Source organism: Pseudomonas sp. NY15181 (assembly GCF_048068055.1).
GTDB lineage: Bacteria > Pseudomonadota > Gammaproteobacteria > Pseudomonadales > Pseudomonadaceae > Pseudomonas.
This window is the reverse complement of sequence record NZ_JBLUPT010000002.1, coordinates 288,814-304,786: the sequence shown is the minus strand read 5'-3', so window position 1 is coordinate 304,786 and position 15,973 is coordinate 288,814. Positions and strand designations below refer to the sequence as shown.

Genomic DNA, 15,973 nt, shown 5'->3' with positions numbered 1-15,973 from the left:
GTCAGTCGCCGGCCCGGCCACGCAGCGCGTGATCGGGCAGCGCCAGAGCGATCAGCAGCGCCAGCGCGCCGAAGCCTGCGTTGATCAGGAACAGATGGCTGAACACCTGATCCAGAGTCTGCCGATGGGCCTCGTGGCCCGCGCCGCTCAGGCTGTCCAGCAGGGCACTGGCCGACAGGCCGTGGCCGGCGTCGCCTGCCAGCGGTTGCAGCATGGCCAGCAGCAGGGCCGACATCAGCGCGATGCCCACCGCGCCGCCCAGGGAGCGGAACAGTGTGATGTTGCTGGTGGCCACGCCCAGGTAGCGGGTGTCCACGGCGCTCTGCGCCGCCACCAGGCTGGTGGGGAACTGGGTGCCGGCGGCGGTGCCGGTCAGCAGCATGCACAGGCCCGAGAGCAGGTAGGCGTCCGGTGGCGACAGCGCGAGGCCGGCGATGGCGCAGGGCGTCAGCAGTGCACCGGCGACGATCTGCGGCTTGTAGCGGCCGAGGATCGCCGTCAGCCGGCCGCAGCAGTAGGCGCCCAGCGGCACACCCATGGCCAGTGGCAGCAGGTGCAGCGCCGCGCTGTCCGCGCCGGCGCCGGTCACCGACTGGAAGCGCAATGGCACCAGCACCGACAGCGAGATCACCTGGAAGCTGGCGAAGAAACTGATCAGCCAGCTCAGCGTCGCCGCGCGGATGCGGAACAGGTGCATCGGCACCAGCGGCTCCGGCGCGCGACGTTCCTGCAGCACGAACAGCAGGATCAGCACCAGTGCGGCGGCGAACAGCCCGAGCATCTGCGGATCGTTCCAGCGCGCGCCCTGGCCGACCTCGGTGATCGCCAGTAGCAGGCTGCCCAGTCCCGCGATCATCAGCATCGTGCCCAGGTAATCGATCACCGGCAGCCGTCCCGGCACCGGTAGGCCGCGCAGGGTGCGGCGCGAGACGGCGAGGGCGACCAGGCCCACCGGCAGGTTGATCAGGAACACCCAGCGCCAGGACAGGTATTCCGTCAGCAGGCCGCCGAGCACCGGCCCGGCGATGCTGGCGATGGCGTACATGCTGCTGAAATAGCCCTGGTAGCGGCCGCGCTCACGGGGCGGGACGATGTCGCCGATGATCGCCTGGCTCACCGACATCATGCCGCCGGCGCCGATGCCCTGCAGCACGCGGGCGAGCACCAGCTGTTCCATGCTCTGCGCGGCGCCGCAGAGCGCTGAGGCGGCGGTGAACAGGGCGATGGCGAACAGCATCAGCACGCGGCGCCCGTAGAGGTCGCCGAGCTTGCCGTAGATCGGCATGGAGACGGTCATCGCCACCATGTAGCCGGAGATGACCCAGGCGAGCAGGTCGAAGTCGCCGAAGCCGGCGGAGATCGCCGGTAGCGACACGGCGACGATGGTCTGGTCCAGCGCACCGAGGAAGATCGCCAGCATCAGCCCCACCAGTACGGTGCGGACCGCCGGACGCGGTGCGGAGAAGGTATTCAAGGTGGCCCCCTTCACAGCAGAGGTCCTCCGGTCGGAAAGCGCCGGAGGGAGGCACAGTGTACCTCGGGGCCAGGGTCCAATGATTATGGACAGTGCCGCCCAAGCGCTATTCTTTCTAGTGAAGAAAGGCTCTATCTCAGGCCTGACAAGGATGCCTCCCGGACCGGCTGCTACGCTTGCGTGGCGAACTATCCATCCGGCGGGAATCGGCTGGCGCTACCGGGCACGGTCAGCGCCTGATAGATGCCCGTGAGCCAGGCCATAGGACCGAACTATGGAGCAACTGGTCTATAGTTCTTCAGCCCTGTGACCAGGAGGTATGCATGAAAGCCAATCTGCCCTCTGAGTTGCTGTCCCTGCAGTTGCCGTTGCGCATCCGCATCGGCGAGGCCCAGGCCTTCGACCTGGGGCCGGACCCGCAGGTAACTCTCGTCGTGCGTGACCCGACGCTGCTGACCGAGATCACCCAGCCCAGTCTCGGCGTGCTGGGCCGCGCCTACGTTGAGAAGCGCATGGACATCGAAGGCCCGATCGGCGAAGTGATCGCCATGGGCGATGCCCTGAGCGCGGCCCTGGGCGACGACGACGACGCGGGCGACTACGTGCGCAAGAGCCACGACAAGGCCACCGACGCCGAGGCGATCCATTACCACTACGACCTCTCCAACGCGTTCTACCAGCTCTGGCTGGACCCGGAGATGGTGTACTCCTGCGCCTACTTCGAGACCGGCCTCGAGGACCTGGCCACCGCGCAGTTGGCCAAGCTACGCCACCTGTGCCGCAAGCTGCGCCTGAAGCCTGGCGAGACGCTGCTCGATGTCGGATGCGGCTGGGGTGGCCTGGCGCGCCTGGCGGCGAAGGAATTCGGTGCCAAGGTGCTGGGCATCACCCTGAGCGACGAGCAGCTCAAGCTCGGCCGCGAGCGGGTCAAGGCCGAGGGCCTGGAAGGCCAGGTCGAACTGCAACACATGGATTATCGCGACCTGCCGCGCGACGGCCGCTTCGACAAGGTGGTCAGCGTCGGCATGTTCGAGCACGTCGGCCATGCCAACCTCAGCATCTACTTCCAGCACCTGTTCGACGCGGTTCGGCCGGGCGGCCTGGTGATGAACCATGGCATCACTTCGAGCAACACCGACGGCCGTCCGGTGGGGCGCGGCGCCGGCGACTTCATCGACCGCTATGTGTTCCCCCACGGCGAGCTGCCGCACCTGTCGCTGGCAGTGGCGCGGATGAGCGAGGCGGGGCTGGAAGTGGTCGACGTCGAAAGCCTGCGCCTGCACTACGCACGCACCCTGGACTTCTGGAGCCAGGGTCTGGAGGCAAGGCTGGAGGCGGCGGCCAAACTGGTTCCCGAGCAGGCCCTGCGCATCTGGCGCCTGTACCTGGCCGGCTGCGCCTACGGCTTCAAGAAAGGCTGGGTCAACCTGCACCAGATTCTCGCCAGCCGGCCGCACGCCGATGGCAGCCATGAGGTGCCGTGGAGCCGGAGCGATATCTACGCATGAGGGGGCGGTGGCGCAGGTCGGATTCGGCTTGCCTCGTGCCGCTCTCGCTACGACCAAAGATGATGTCGAAGTGCTTGCATTGTGTGTGCTGAGAGGATAAACCGTCGCCTCCGTTTGGCTTATATCTTCAGAGCATGCTGCCTTCCTCCCCCGAGCTGTCCCTCGTCGAGCTCTCTGCTGCCGATGTGCCCTGGCCTCTCTTGCTGTCGGCCGACCCATGTCGCGACCAGATAGCGCGCTATCTGCCGCAATCGCGTGTGCTGGCGCTGGCCGATGCTGGCGTTGTGCGCGGCGTGTTGACGCTGACCGCGCGCAGCTGGGGCGTCATCGAGATCACCAACCTCGCTGTGGAGGAGGAATGGCAGGGGCGTGGCCTGGGGCGCCGCCTGCTGGAGGCTGCCATCGATTCGGCACGCAGCGCCGGTGCACTACGCCTGGATATCTGCACCGGCAATTCCAGCCTGGCGCAACTGGGGCTGTACCAGCGCATGGGCTTCCGCATTGCCAGCGTGGAGCACGACTACTTCTCGCTGAACTACCCCGAGCCCATCATCGAGAACGGCATCCACTGCCGGGATCGTCTGCGCCTGGACATGGTGCTCTAGGCACGCCTCCAGCGGCTGACCGCCACCGCGTCGTGGGCATGCAGGCTTTCCGCGTGCACCACGCGCACCTCGAAGCCGGTCACTTCCTCCCGCGCCATCAGCGCCCGGTGCAGCCGGCGCGCGGCATCCTCGCAGAACATCAGGTTCTGCCCGTTGGCCAGGGCGAAGGCCTGCTCGTCGGCGCGCTTCACGGCGGTCTGCACGGCGGTGCCGAGGGCCGCTTCGGTGTGGTCGATCAGTGCGTTGAACGGAAACTCCGTTGCCGCCGGGTCGAGCCGTAGTCGCAGTTGCGCCTCGCTGCGCTGGCTGTGTGGCGTGGCGACCATGCCCTGTGGGCTGCCGAGCCAGGCGCGGACTTCCCCGGCCCGCAGCGCCCGGCCGGCGAAGTCGAGGTCGAAGCGTTCCTGGACCAACTGGCGGGCCAGCGCCGCGGAGCAGGGGCAGGTGGAGGAGTAGGGCAGTGCCAGGTGCAGGTCCAGCGTCAGCTCATCGCCCTCCCGTCGCGCGTGGATTTCGCAGGCATAGCGCTTCCAGCCGCGCAACGGACTGACCAGGGCGGGACGGCGCAGCATCAGCTCGAAGCGCAGCGTCAGGCTGGCCTGCCGGGAAAGCAGCGCGTGGCTTTCGAGGAATTGCCCCAGCGTGTCGCGCAGCAGGACGGGCGAGAGTTCGGTTTCGGCCAGCGCCTCTAGCGCCAGGTACAGGCGCGACATGTGGATGCCGCGCACCTCGGCGTCATCGAGGCTGACGCCCGCGTCGGCGAAGGCGGCGACGCGCTCGCTGGCGATCAGCAAGGGCACGGCGATGCCCTGCATGCCGACCCAGTCGAGCGGGACGGGCAGGTGGGTGGACTGGCAGGCGATGTCGGGGAGCAGGGCGGTCATGGGGCGGGCCGTGGCTGGCGATTGTTATAGTATAACGTATTTGCCTGGCCGCGATTGCGCAATGGGTTCCTTCAACGCGCCTGCTGCTTGCAGCCGCTCACCCGCCCGCAGGTCAGGCGGGTGCTGTCGCCGGAGGAGCTGCTGAAGCGACTGATGGTGGTCCAGCCAACGCCCCGGCTGGTGCCGATCCATACCTGCCCGTCGCTGGCGACGCCGCTGAAGAAGGTCAGGCTGCCGTAGCGCGTGCCGGTCTGCGCCCAGCGCCTGCCGCTGGCGGCTTCGAAGCCGCGCAGGTAGGTGTCATGGCCCTGGGTGGCGACACTGTAGAGATCGCCCGCGTCGGTCATGCAGGCCAGAACCTGCGCCGACCAGGCGCAGCGCGCCGGCGCCTCGCCGGGGAAGGGCAGTGGCGCCTGTCCGCTGGCGTGGGCGAGCGGGGCGAACAGGCAGAGCAGCAGGGCGCGGCGCAGCATCGGGTATCCGGAACAGCGGGGAGGCGGGACATCGGTATCGCATGTCGGCGGACGGTTGTCGATTCTCGATTGTCGATTTTGCATCGTTATAATATAACATTAAAAAGATCACCTCCGACCCGGAGACGGCCATGACCGAACAGGAACTGCTCGCCCAGCCCGGCGAGGCCTACATGAGCGAGGCACAACAGGGCTACTTCCGCGACCTGCTGCTGAACCAGCGCGGCGAGCTGCAGGTGCGCATCGACGAGGAATTCCACGCCCTGCAGGACGGCGAACGCCCCAGCGACGACGCCGACATCGCCAGCCGCGAGGAGGAGCGCCAGTGGCAGCTGCGCGTGCTCGAGCGCGAGAAGAAGTTGCTGGACAAGATCGACCAGGCGCTGGAGCGCCTGGCCCGGGGCGACTACGGCTGGTGCGAGGAAACCGGCGAGCCGATCGGCCTGCGCCGCCTGCTGCTGCGCCCTACCGCCTCGCTCAGCGTCGAGGCCAAGGAGCGCCAGGAGCGGCGCGAACTGCACGTCCGCGAAGCCTGATTTCTGGAGCCTCACATGAACAAGCCACTCCCCGTCACCGTGCTGTCCGGCTTCCTCGGCGCCGGCAAGAGCACCCTGCTCAACCATGTGCTGAAGAACCGCGAGCAGCTCAAGGTCGCGGTGATCGTCAACGACATGAGCGAGATCAACATCGACGGCCGCGAGGTCCAGCGCGATGTCAGCCTCAACCGCGGCCAGGAGCGCCTGGTGGAGATGAGCAACGGCTGCATCTGCTGCACCCTGCGCGAGGACCTGCTGGAGGAAGTCAGTCGCCTCGCCCGCGAGGGCCGCTTCGACTACCTGTTGATCGAATCCACCGGCATCTCCGAACCGCTGCCGGTGGCCGAAACCTTCACCTTCCGCGACGAGCAGGGCCGCAGCCTGTCCGATCTGGCGCGGCTGGATACATTGGTGACGGTGGTCGACGGGCTGAACTTTCTCGCCGACTACGAGGGCGCCGACAGCCTCGCCGAGCGCGGCGAAACCCTTGGCGAAGACGACGAGCGTTCGCTCAGCGATCTGCTGGTGGAACAGGTCGAATTTGCCGACGTGATCCTGGTGAGCAAGATCGACCTGATCGGCAACGCCGAGCGCGACGAGCTGCTGGCAATCCTGCGCACGCTCAATCCCGACGCCTATATCCAGCCCATGGTGATGGGCCAGGTGCCGCTGGCGCGGATCCTCGACACCGGCCGCTTCGACTTCCAGCGTGCCGCCCGCGCGCCCGGCTGGCTCAAGGAACTGCGCGGCGAGCACCTGCCGGAGACCGAGGCCTACGGCATCGTCTCCAGCGTCTATCGGGCGCGGCGGCCCTTTCACCCACAGCGCTTCCACGACCTCCTTGCGCGGCCGTGGAGCAATGGCCGCCTGCTGCGCTCCAAGGGCTTCTTCTGGCTGGCCAGCCGCTACCGCGAGGCGGGCAGCTGGTCCCAGGCCGGCGGCCTGATGCGTCACGGTCTCGCCGGACGCTGGTGGCGCTTCGTGCCGCGCGAGGACTGGCCGCAGGACACCACCGAGCTTCAGTCCGTGCTCAGGCACTGGGACGGCGACAGTGGTGATTGCCGGCAGGAACTGGTGTTCATCGGACAGGACCTGGATTTCGGCCACCTGTTCGCCGAATTGGACCGCTGCCTGCTGAACGACGCCGAAATGGCCGCCGGCACGTCCGCGTGGAAAGGCCTGCCCGATCCGTTCGAGCCCTGGGTGGCGGACGCCTGAGGCGCCGGCATGACGCAACCGGCAGGCAAAAAAAAGGGCCGCCAGGGGATGGCGACCCGATTCACCAAGATCATGTTCGGCGTGGGGTGCCGAGCGGGGGTGAGGTACCCAGCGACAGTAAGCCTGACGTGTATGACAGGCCGATGAATGTGCCTCAGGGTTTGCGCCATTGGCCGTGGCTCTGTCCCTCGCAGAACGGCTGGAGGATGCGCGCGTCGCTGGCCACGCCGTAGTAATGGATGTCCTGGCGATAGGGCATGCCCTGCACCTGGGCGTTCTCGCAGACGCCGAAGGCGCCGCTGGGGCAGCTGTCGGCATAGGTGACCTGGACTTTCTGATCCTTGAGCTGCGGCTGGCAGAACCCTTCGCGGAACAGCTTTTCGGGAATGCTGCGGTTCTGCTGGCAGACCTTCACATCAAGGTTGGCGCCCTGGCTGTGCACCACGCAGGCTTCGCCGTGGGCAAAAAGCGGCAGGCAGGCGAGGGCGAAGGGCAGGAGCTGGCGCATGGTCGGTCCGGGGGTGCGATAAGAAGCCGCGACTCTAGCGCTTTTCCCGACGAGCGTCAGGCGGCACCATGGGCGAATGTTGAAGCAGATCCCGACTCATCTCATCGCCGGCCCCCTTGGGGCGGGCAAGACCAGCCTGCTGCGCGACCTGCTGGCCCAACGTCCGGCCCACGAGCGCTGGGCAGTGCTGGTCAACGAATTCGGCCAGGTCGGCCTGGACGCCGCGCTGCTCAGCCGCGACGAGGACGGTGTCGCCCTCGGCGAGGTCGCCGGCGGCTGCCTGTGCTGTGTGAATGGCGCGCCGTTCCAGGTCGGCTTGGGCCGCCTGCTGCGCAAGGCCAGGCCGCAGCGGCTGTTCATCGAACCGTCCGGCCTTGGCCATCCGTCGCAGTTGCTGGCGCAGCTGGGCGCCGCGCCCTGGCAGGGCGTGCTGGCGGTCCAGCCGCTGGTCATGGTGCTGGATGCCGCGGCGCTGGCGGCCGGGCAACCGCTGCCCGAGGCCCAGCACAATGCGCTGGCGGAGGCCGGACTGTTGCTGCTGAACAAGAGCGAAGACCTTGATGACGCGGCCCGTGCCGCGCTCCTGGCCGGCTTGCCTGCGCTGCCGACGCGCTGGACCATCCAGGGCCGGCTGGCGCTCTCCGAGTTGCCGGCAACGCCCCTGACGGAGCCCGCGACCGAATTGCCGACCCTGCCCAGGGGCGTGGAAGGCGTCGTGCTGCTGCGCCGCGACCAACCCTTGCGGCAGGAGCGTAGCGAGGACGGTCGGCTAGCCATCGGCTGGCGCTTTCATCCCGACTGGCGCTTCCGCATTGCCGAACTGGATGGCTGGCTCGCCGGTTTGCCTGGCCTGCTGCGGGCCAAGGCGGTCCTGCATGGCGAGGCGGGCTGGCTGGCCTGCAATCGCACCGCAGACGCGGCGCCCTGGACGCCCAGTCCCTGGCGGCGCGACAGCCGGATCGAGCTGATCCTGGCTGCGCCGGTGGACCCGCAGCCGCTCCACGACGCGCTTTTGCGCTGTACCATCGCGCCGGATTGACGGCCGAGGTTGCCCTTGCGAGTTTGGTGAATGATAATAATTATCAGAAGATACTGCTTCCTGAACTCTTTCCGCAGGCTTTCTCATGTCGTTACCCCAACTGCGCGAAGCGGCTGACCCCCGTCTTGCCGTGTCCGCCGAGGACACGCTGTCCCCCGCAGCCACGGCGGAAGACAGCGCCGTACTGCCCAGCGTGAACGCCCAGCGCGCCAACGAGGCCAACCTGCGCCTGGTCAGTTGCGAAGGGGAACGCCGGGATGCGGAAGTGATCCCCGAAGAGGTGCTGATCCCCTACGCCGTTCCCGTGGAAGGCGTGGAGGAGAGCGAAGAGCCGCCGCGCCGCGGCGGCTGGTGGAAGCCCTCGGGGCTGGCGATCGGCATGCATGCCGCGATAGTCGCCGCGTTGTTCTGGGTCGTGCCCTCGCCGGCGGAGCTGAACCTGGGGCAGGGCGAGATGCCCAAGGCAATGCAGGTCAGCGTCGTCACCCTGCCGCCCAAGCCCGAGCCGGTGCAGCAGCCGCCGGCCGCCGCGCCGGTTCCGACGCCGCCCGAACCGCCCAAGCCGGTAGAGCCGCCCAAACCGGTGGAAAAGCCCAAGCCAAAACCCAAACCGGTGGAAAGGGCCATTCCCAAGGTCGCGCCCAAGCCCAAGCCGAAACCCAAGCCCGAACCTGAGGCGGAATCGGCGCCGGAAACCACCGCGCCGCCGACCCCGGCCGCACCTCCGCCGCCTGCCGCGCCGACCGTTGGCCAGTCCACGCCGGGCGCGCAGTCGGCGCCGACCGGCTCGCAAGGCCCCGCCGGGCTGCCGACCGGCAGCCTCAACGACAGCGACATCAAGCCGCTGCGCATGGACCCGCCGGCCTATCCGCGAGTGGCCCAGGCGAAGCAGATCGAAGGTCGCGTGAAGGTACTGTTCACCATCACCAGCGATGGCCGGATCACCGACATCCAGTTCCTCGAGTCGACCCCGCCGAACATCTTCGAGCGCAGCGTGCGCGACGCCATGGAGAAGTGGCGTTTCGAACCCCGCACCCTGGGTGGCCGGATCGTGGCGCGCCAGGCGACCAAGGTGTTCAACTTCGAGCTGAAGAAAGCCCGCTGAGGCGTTTCCGCACTCAACAACAAACGCGCCCTGGGGCGCGTTTTTTGTTGCCACGATTCGCACCGCATGGCTCTTCGTAGGAGCGAGCTTGCTCGCGAACAGGATTAGTCGGCTCGATTGAAGTCGGGCGGTTCGCGAGCAAGCTCGCTCCTACAAGGGCAGCAGCTCCGCACGCAACAACTCCAGCGCTTCCCGCGCTCCGCCCACGGCGATCTGCGCCGGCACGCCGAGCATCAGGTTCAGCGGCAGGCCGAAGGCCTCCACCTGGTTGCCCTCGCGGTCATGGTCCGGCTCGTCGCCCTTCCACTCGCACGGCAGGCGCTCGGCACAGCTGCCACCCTCGTCGATGTAGCCATACAACGGCTTGCCCAGGGCGGCGGCGTAGCCCAGCTCGAAGGCCGTGCCGCTGTCCGGCTCGGCGCCACGGAAGGGGTTGAGGTTGGCGACCACCGCGTCGGCTTCGGCGATCAGCGCAAGATTCGCCTGGTAGATCCACAGAGCCTGCTCCCGGGGCTGGTCGATCCCCTCGGGCACCGAGTGGTCCAGCGGGTACAGCCCCTGCACGCCGAACTCGGCGCACAGGGCCTTGAGCCGTTCGCCCTGCTCGAAGGCATCGGGGCGGAACACGTCGGGGCCGGCGAGGTAGATCTTGAGCATGGTCAGAGTCCCATCAGCGACAACATCAGGAAGGTGGCGAACAGCACGAAGTGGGTCATGCCTTCGATGGCGTTGGTCTTGCCGTCATGCAGGTTGAAGCCGGCGACCATCAGGGTGATGAACATCATGCCGGTCTGCAGCGGGGTCATCGCCATCTGGATCGGCTGGCCCTTGAACAGCGCCAGGGCCTCGATCACCGGCACCGTGAGGATCACCGTGGACAGCGAGGCGCCCAGGGCGATGTTGACCACCGGCTGCATGCGGTTGGCCAGGGCGGCGCGCAGGGCGGTGAGGATTTCCGGGCTGGCGGAGATCGCCGCCACCAGCAGCGCCGGGACGATCGGCGGCACGCCGCTGCCTTCCAGGCTGACGTCCAGGGCCTTGGACATCACTTCGGCCAGGGCGCCGATCAGCACCACGCCGACCACCAGCAGCCCCATGGATTGCTTGCTGCTGCCCGCCGCCTCGTGGTCTTCGCCGTGCTCGCCGTGGGCGGCGTAGTTGTAGCTGAAGAAGTAGCTGTGCTGGCCGGTCTGCATGCGCAGGAACAGCGCATAGAGCATGACCATGCAGCCGATGGTGAAGAAGGAGTAGAGCTTCCACTGCTCGGCGGGGATCAGCTCCGGCACCACCATGGAGATGCCCACGGCGGTGAGGATCATGGTCACGTAGGTCTTGCCCGAGTCGTCGTTGTACGACTGCTCGCCGTGCTTGAGGCCGCCCAGCAACGCGGCGAGGCCCAGGATGCCGTTCATGTCCAGCATCACCGCGGCGTAGATGGTGTCGCGGGCCAGGGTCGGCGAATGGTTGTGGCCCATCATGATCGCCAGGATCACCACCTCCACCAGCACCGCCGCCAGGGTCAGGATCATGGTGCCGTAGGGCTCGCCGACCTTCTCCGCGAGGATTTCGGCGTGGTGCGCCACGCGCAGCGAGACGCCGATGATCACGGCCAGCAGGGCCGTGGCGGTGATCCCCGCGAGCAGCTTGCCGCCGCCCAGCAGGCCGTGCTCCAGCGGGTACACCGCAATGGCCACCAGCAGGGCGAGGAGGAGGAATTTTTCGTCTTTGAGCGCGCGTAGCATCGAGGGCTATCCATTTCCGGTTAGAGCGAGTGCGCCATCTTAGGCAATGCCCGGAAGGCGCACCAGCGGCCGTCGGATCACGGCATCTTTGCCGGCAGCGGCGCCCGGGCGTGCGATAATTTCCACGACCGCCTGATAACGAGACCTCATCATGTACGACTGGCTCAATGCCCTGCCCAAGGCCGAACTGCACCTGCACCTGGAAGGCTCGCTGGAGCCCGAGCTGCTCTTCGCCCTGGCCGAGCGCAACAAGGTCGCCTTGCCCTGGGGCGACGTCGAGAGCCTGCGCAAGGCCTATGCGTTCAACAACCTGCAGGAATTCCTCGACCTCTATTACGCCGGCGCCGACGTGCTGCGCACCGAGCAGGACTTCTACGACCTGACCTGGGCGTACCTGCAGAAGTGCAAGGCGCAGAACGTCATCCACGTCGAGCCGTTCTTCGACCCGCAGACCCACACCGACCGTGGCATCCCCTTCGAAGTGGTGCTGCGCGGCATCCAGGGCGCGCTCAAGGATGGCGAGAAGAAACTGGGCATCCGCCACGGACTGATCCTCAGCTTCCTGCGCCACCTGTCCGAGGAGGAGGCGTTCAAGACCCTGGAGCAGGCGCTGCCGTTCCGCGACGCCTTCATCGCCGTCGGCCTGGACAGCTCCGAGGTCGGCCATCCGCCGAGCAAGTTCCAGCGCGTGTTCGACCGCGCCCGCGCCGAAGGCTTCCTCACCGTGGCCCACGCCGGCGAGGAAGGCCCGCCGGAATACATCTGGGAAGCGCTGGACCTGCTCAAGATCGAGCGCATCGACCACGGCGTGCGCGCCATCGAGGACGAGCGCCTGATGCAGCGCATCATCGACGAGCAGATCCCGCTGACCGTCTGCCCGCTGTCCAACACCAAGCTCCGCGTGTTCGACCACATGCGCGAGCACAACATCCTCGACATGCTCGAACGCGGGGTGAAGGTGACGGTGAACTCGGACGACCCGGCCTACTTCGGCGGCTACGTCACCGAGAACTTCCAGGCATTGCACGAGCACCTGGGCATGACCAGGGAGCAGGCGCAGCGGCTGGCGCAGAACAGCCTGGATGCGCGGCTGGTGAAGTAACCCCGCGCGTCAGGGCGAGGGCGGTGCTCGGGCGCCATGCCCATCTGCCCCGCCCTGTCAGGCCCCGGCCACCGTGGCCGTCAGCGCGGAGGGGAAGTCCGGGTGATAGAGCGCGGCCCGGGGCGCATCGAGTATCCCGGTCTTGCGCAGCTTGCCCAGTACCCGCGCGTTGGCTTCGCACAGGCGTACCTCGATGCCGCGCCGCTGGAGGTCCTCGATCACTTCCTGCAGGGTCTGCAGGCCGGTGATGTCCATGAAGGGCACGCGGCGCAGGCGGATGATCAGCACCTTCGGGTCGGTGTGGGTCTTGGCCAGGGCGCGCTCGAAGGTCTCCACCGCGCCGAAGAACAGCGGCCCCTCGATGCTGTACACCAGCACCCCCGGTGGCAGCTCGGCCAACCCCCGGCCGCGCAGTTCCACCTCCAGTTCCGGGCCCTCGTCGGCGTGCACCTCCACCGACGACGCCATGCGCCGCATGAAATGCAGCATGGCGAGGATCACGCCGATGTTCACCGCGATCACCAGGTCGCTGAACACCGTGAGCAGGAAGGTGATCAGCAGGATCGCCACGTCGGCGCGCGGCGCGCGCTTGACCATGAACAGGAAGTGCCGCGCCTCGCTCATGTTCCAGGCCACCACGAAGAGGATCGCCGCCAGTGCGCAGAGCGGGATGTTCGAGGCCAGCGGGGCGAGGAACAGCAGGATCAGCACCAGGGTCGCGGCGTGGGTGACGCCGGCCAGCGGGCTGTTGCCGCCGTTGCGGATGTTGGTGGCGGTGCGGGCGATGGCGCCGGTGGCAGCGAAGCCGCCGAACAGCGGGGCGACCAGGTTGGCGATGCCCTGGCCGATCAGCTCCTGGTTGGAGTCGTGGCGGGTGCCGGCCATGCCGTCGGCCACCACTGCCGAGAGCAGCGATTCGATGGCGCCGAGCATGGCGATGGCGAAGGCCGGACCGATCAGCTCCAGCACGCGCGGCAGGGTCACCTCCGGCAGGCTGAAGCTCGGCAGGCCCTGGGGAATGCCGCCGAAGGCGCTGCCGATGGTGGCTACGCCGTCGAAGTGGAACAGCGACTGGATGGCAGTCACCACCACCATCGCCACCAGCGGGCCGGGTACCCGGTGCAGGGCCTTGATGCGCGGCGTGAAGAGCACCAGCGCCAGGCTCAGCAACGCCAGCAGGGTGGTCGCGATGTGCAACTGCGGCAGTGCCTGCAGCAGCTGCCAGAGCTTCTGGTGAAAGTGTTCGCCGCCGACGGCGGGCAGGCCGAAGAAGTCCTTCCACTGGCCGACCCAGATGATCACCCCGATGCCGGCGGTGAAGCCGACGATCACCGGCGCCGGGATGAAGCGGATGATCGCGCCGAGCCGGCTCACGCCGAGCAGCACGAGGATGGCGCCGGCCATCAGGGTGGCGATCTGCAGGCCGTCGACGCCGTACCTGGCGGTGACCCCGGCGAGGATGACGATGAAGGCGCCGGTGGGTCCGGCGATCTGCACCCGGCTGCCGCCCAGCACCGAGACCAGCGCGCCGGCCAGGATCGCCGTATAGATGCCCTGCTCCGGCTTCACCCCGCTGGCGATGGCGAAGGCCATGGCCAGCGGCAGCGCCACCACCCCGACAATCACCCCGGCCACCAGGTTGCGTGTCCAGTGCTCGCGGCCGAACAGGCCGGCCTTCCAGGCGTCTCGCAGGGCGATCATCGCGGTCTCCGACGGGGTACTGGCTGCTGATACTAACAGGGTGGCGCACGGCCGGGCGCTGGCGCGGGTCATGGCCGCGGCGTGCTGTCGCAGGTTGAACGGCGTGAACAAAATATTGCACAACCCTGATGGCGCCTGATGCCTAGCCTGTTCCGGAGGTGCCTATATATGGGCGTTCATAGTAGGAATCGAGGCCGTCGATTTGCCAATTGACCCGAAAATCGGCACAATGTGTTCATTATGTTGAACATCAAGGCTCTACCTCTCCCCACTTCCCGCCTGGTTTCGCGCGAGCGTTACTGGACCGGCGACCTCTAGCCCCTCCCAACAGCAGCTACCTGTTGGTGGCGCCAAGCGCGGCGGAACCTCCGCCGCCCGAGTCGGCGCCACCGAACCCGAACCGAAACCGCCGCAAGGATGCTCTTAGCGAGACTGCGCGCGGCCGCCCGTGGGAGGGCTTGCACCATGCGTTCCTGGATCTATCTGTTTGCCGCCATCGGCTTTGAAGTCGTTGGCACCACTTCGATGAAATTCACCCATGCGCTGTACCCGGTTGCGGGTCTGCTGCTGATGTACCTGATGGTTGGCCTGTCGTACTACTTCCTTTCCCTGGCCATCAAACATGTGCCGGTGGGCGTGGCCTACGCCCTGTGGGAAGGCATCGGCATCGTGCTGATCTCGCTAGTCAGCGCCGCCTGGCTGGGCGAGGACCTGACCCTGGAGAAGGGGCTGGGCCTGGTCGTGATGATCGCCGGCATCCTGCTGGTGAAGTCCGGCACCCGCAAGAGCGAGCGTGAGACCGACATGGAGGCCGTAGCATGCTGAACCATGACCTGATTCCGATGGCCTGGCTGGGCCTGGCCATCGTCCTGGAAGTGATCGCCAACCTGCTGTTGAAATACTCCGACGGCTTCCGCAGGCGCATCCTGGGCGTCACCTCGATTCTCTTCGTGCTGGGTGCCTTCACCGCGCTGTCGCAGGCGGTGCGTGGCATCGAACTGTCGGTGGCCTACGCGGTGTGGGGCGGCTTCGGCATCCTCGCCACCGTGGCCATGGGCTGGGCCCTGTTCGGCCAGCGCCTGGCCTGGCGCGGCTGGCTGGGCCTGGCGATGCTGATCGTGGGCATGGGCCTGCTGAAGCTGGCCTGATCACCCCGCAGTGACGAAAAGGCGGAGCCTCCGAAAGGGGGCTCCGCCTTTTTCATGGCGGTGCCTGTCGAGGTCCGGCGTTGCATGGCGTCCGTACGCTCGCCCTTCCCATCTGTCGGCGACCTGTGCCTTCAGGGGAGGTTTCGTTCATCTACTGTACTGAGACGTTTCCTACAGCTCTGCTTCCACCGTGAGGCTATGCTCGGTGGGTCCACAGGGCTGTGGACAGTTCGTTCCGAACCATGAGAAGGACCTTCATGATCTCCGTCTACCAACTCAAGTCCCGCTTCCAGAACCTCCTGCGCCCCCAGGTGACCCGCCTTCACCAGCGTGGCGTGACGGCCAATCAGGTGACGCTCGCCGCGTGTGGCGCTTCGCTGCTGGTCGCACTGGTCGTCGCCTCGCTCAGTGCCCACCTCTGGGTATTCCTGCTGATTCCACTATGGATGTTCGCGCGCATGGCGCTCAACGCCATGGACGGGATGCTCGCCCGCGAGTTCGGCCAGCAGTCGAAGCTGGGCGCCTACCTCAATGAACTGACCGACGTGATTGCCGACAGCGCCCTGTACCTGCCGTTCGCCCTGTTGGCGGGCGTTTCGCCGGGGCTGGTGGTGCTGGTGGTGCTGCTGGCGATCATCAGCGAATACGCTGGTGTGCTGGGCGTGATGGTCGGCGCCTCGCGTCGCTATGACGGGCCGATGGGCAAGAGCGACCGCGCACTGTGTTTCGGCATCTTCGGCGCGGGCCTGGCGACGGGGATTCTGCCGCTGGACTGGCTGAACGACCTGCTGGTGGTGGTGGCGGTGCTGTTGCTGCTGACCATCGTCAATCGCGTGCGCCATGGGCTGTCCGAGCAGCGGGAAAAGTCGGCCGCCTGAGCACGCCTTAAGACCTGAACGGCGGGGACGGGAAAGTCCCCCAAGCCATCGA

At 67.2% G+C, this 15,973-nt stretch carries 17 protein-coding genes; 10 read left to right on the top strand and 7 right to left on the bottom strand.

The window, feature by feature from the left end:
- Position 1: 1 nt before the first annotated feature.
- Entirely contained in the window at positions 2-1,420 is a 1,419-nt protein-coding gene (locus ACNFBT_RS06880; RefSeq protein WP_416748306.1) for an MDR family MFS transporter, read from the bottom strand.
- A gap of 377 nt (positions 1,421-1,797) precedes the next feature.
- Here ACNFBT_RS06880 and cfaB point away from each other — a divergent pair, with 377 nt between their 5' ends.
- Together cfaB and ACNFBT_RS06870 are read left to right on the top strand one after the other, a co-directional pair.
- Positions 1,798-2,982, top strand: coding sequence for a C17 cyclopropane fatty acid synthase CfaB (gene cfaB, locus ACNFBT_RS06875; RefSeq protein WP_416747713.1), 1,185 nt, complete (start codon positions 1,798-1,800; stop codon positions 2,980-2,982).
- A 134-nt stretch (positions 2,983-3,116) separates the two neighbouring features.
- Complete coding sequence (locus tag ACNFBT_RS06870) at positions 3,117-3,587, top strand: GNAT family N-acetyltransferase (RefSeq protein WP_416747711.1); 471 nt, start codon at positions 3,117-3,119, stop codon at positions 3,585-3,587.
- Here ACNFBT_RS06870 and folE2 read toward each other — a convergent pair.
- Together folE2 and ACNFBT_RS06860 are read right to left on the bottom strand one after the other, a co-directional pair.
- Positions 3,584-4,471: a GTP cyclohydrolase FolE2 gene (gene folE2 / locus ACNFBT_RS06865; protein WP_416747709.1), complete on the bottom strand. Its 888-nt coding sequence runs from the start codon at positions 4,469-4,471 to the stop codon at positions 3,584-3,586. The genes ACNFBT_RS06870 and folE2 overlap by 4 nt on opposite strands.
- 71 nt (positions 4,472-4,542) lie before the next feature.
- Positions 4,543-4,941, bottom strand: coding sequence for a hypothetical protein (locus ACNFBT_RS06860; RefSeq protein WP_416748304.1), 399 nt, complete (start codon positions 4,939-4,941; stop codon positions 4,543-4,545).
- 134 nt (positions 4,942-5,075) lie between these two features.
- On the opposite strand from ACNFBT_RS06860, the gene dksA reads away from it, so the two are divergent.
- Positions 5,076-5,480 (top strand): RNA polymerase-binding protein DksA, encoded by a 405-nt coding sequence (gene dksA / locus ACNFBT_RS06855; RefSeq protein WP_416747707.1) that lies wholly within the window; start codon positions 5,076-5,078, stop codon positions 5,478-5,480.
- A gap of 15 nt (positions 5,481-5,495) precedes the next feature.
- Positions 5,496-6,698 (top strand): zinc metallochaperone GTPase ZigA, encoded by a 1,203-nt coding sequence (gene zigA / locus ACNFBT_RS06850; protein WP_416747705.1) that lies wholly within the window; start codon positions 5,496-5,498, stop codon positions 6,696-6,698.
- 154 nt (positions 6,699-6,852) lie between these two features.
- Here the strand turns inward: zigA and ACNFBT_RS06845 are convergent, their stop codons facing one another.
- A complete protein-coding gene (locus ACNFBT_RS06845; protein ID WP_416747703.1) occupies positions 6,853-7,206 on the bottom strand; it encodes an NADH:ubiquinone oxidoreductase in 354 nt (117 codons plus the stop codon).
- Between the two features lie 76 nt (positions 7,207-7,282).
- On the opposite strand from ACNFBT_RS06845, the gene ACNFBT_RS06840 reads away from it, so the two are divergent.
- Positions 7,283-8,245, top strand: a complete 963-nt coding sequence (locus ACNFBT_RS06840) for a GTP-binding protein (RefSeq protein ID WP_416747701.1) — start codon at positions 7,283-7,285, stop codon at positions 8,243-8,245.
- 85 nt (positions 8,246-8,330) lie between these two features.
- Positions 8,331-9,350, top strand: a complete 1,020-nt coding sequence (locus ACNFBT_RS06835; RefSeq protein ID WP_416747699.1) for an energy transducer TonB — start codon at positions 8,331-8,333, stop codon at positions 9,348-9,350.
- A gap of 150 nt (positions 9,351-9,500) precedes the next feature.
- Here the strand turns inward: ACNFBT_RS06835 and ACNFBT_RS06830 are convergent, their stop codons facing one another.
- A complete protein-coding gene (locus ACNFBT_RS06830; protein ID WP_416747697.1) occupies positions 9,501-10,007 on the bottom strand; it encodes a nucleoside 2-deoxyribosyltransferase in 507 nt (168 codons plus the stop codon).
- 2 nt (positions 10,008-10,009) lie between these two features.
- Positions 10,010-11,092, bottom strand: coding sequence for a calcium:proton antiporter (locus ACNFBT_RS06825; protein WP_416747695.1), 1,083 nt, complete (start codon positions 11,090-11,092; stop codon positions 10,010-10,012).
- A gap of 151 nt (positions 11,093-11,243) precedes the next feature.
- On the opposite strand from ACNFBT_RS06825, the gene ACNFBT_RS06820 reads away from it, so the two are divergent.
- Complete coding sequence (locus ACNFBT_RS06820) at positions 11,244-12,194, top strand: adenosine deaminase (protein ID WP_416747693.1); 951 nt, start codon at positions 11,244-11,246, stop codon at positions 12,192-12,194.
- A gap of 57 nt (positions 12,195-12,251) precedes the next feature.
- Here ACNFBT_RS06820 and ACNFBT_RS06815 read toward each other — a convergent pair whose 3' ends face one another.
- Positions 12,252-13,895 carry a SulP family inorganic anion transporter gene (locus ACNFBT_RS06815; protein WP_416747691.1) on the bottom strand — a complete coding sequence of 548 codons (1,644 nt, stop codon included), beginning with the start codon at positions 13,893-13,895 and terminating at the stop codon, positions 12,252-12,254.
- A gap of 525 nt (positions 13,896-14,420) precedes the next feature.
- Here ACNFBT_RS06815 and ACNFBT_RS06810 point away from each other — a divergent pair.
- From ACNFBT_RS06810 to ACNFBT_RS06800, 3 genes are all read left to right on the top strand, one after another.
- Entirely contained in the window at positions 14,421-14,720 is a 300-nt protein-coding gene (locus tag ACNFBT_RS06810) for an SMR family transporter (protein WP_416748302.1), read from the top strand.
- Positions 14,714-15,043, top strand: coding sequence for a multidrug/spermidine efflux SMR transporter subunit MdtI (gene mdtI / locus ACNFBT_RS06805; protein ID WP_416747689.1), 330 nt, complete (start codon positions 14,714-14,716; stop codon positions 15,041-15,043). The genes ACNFBT_RS06810 and mdtI overlap by 7 nt, the downstream gene beginning before the upstream one ends.
- A gap of 257 nt (positions 15,044-15,300) precedes the next feature.
- Positions 15,301-15,921: a CDP-alcohol phosphatidyltransferase family protein gene (locus ACNFBT_RS06800; protein ID WP_416747688.1), complete on the top strand. Its 621-nt coding sequence runs from the start codon at positions 15,301-15,303 to the stop codon at positions 15,919-15,921.
- Positions 15,922-15,973: the final 52 nt, after the last annotated feature.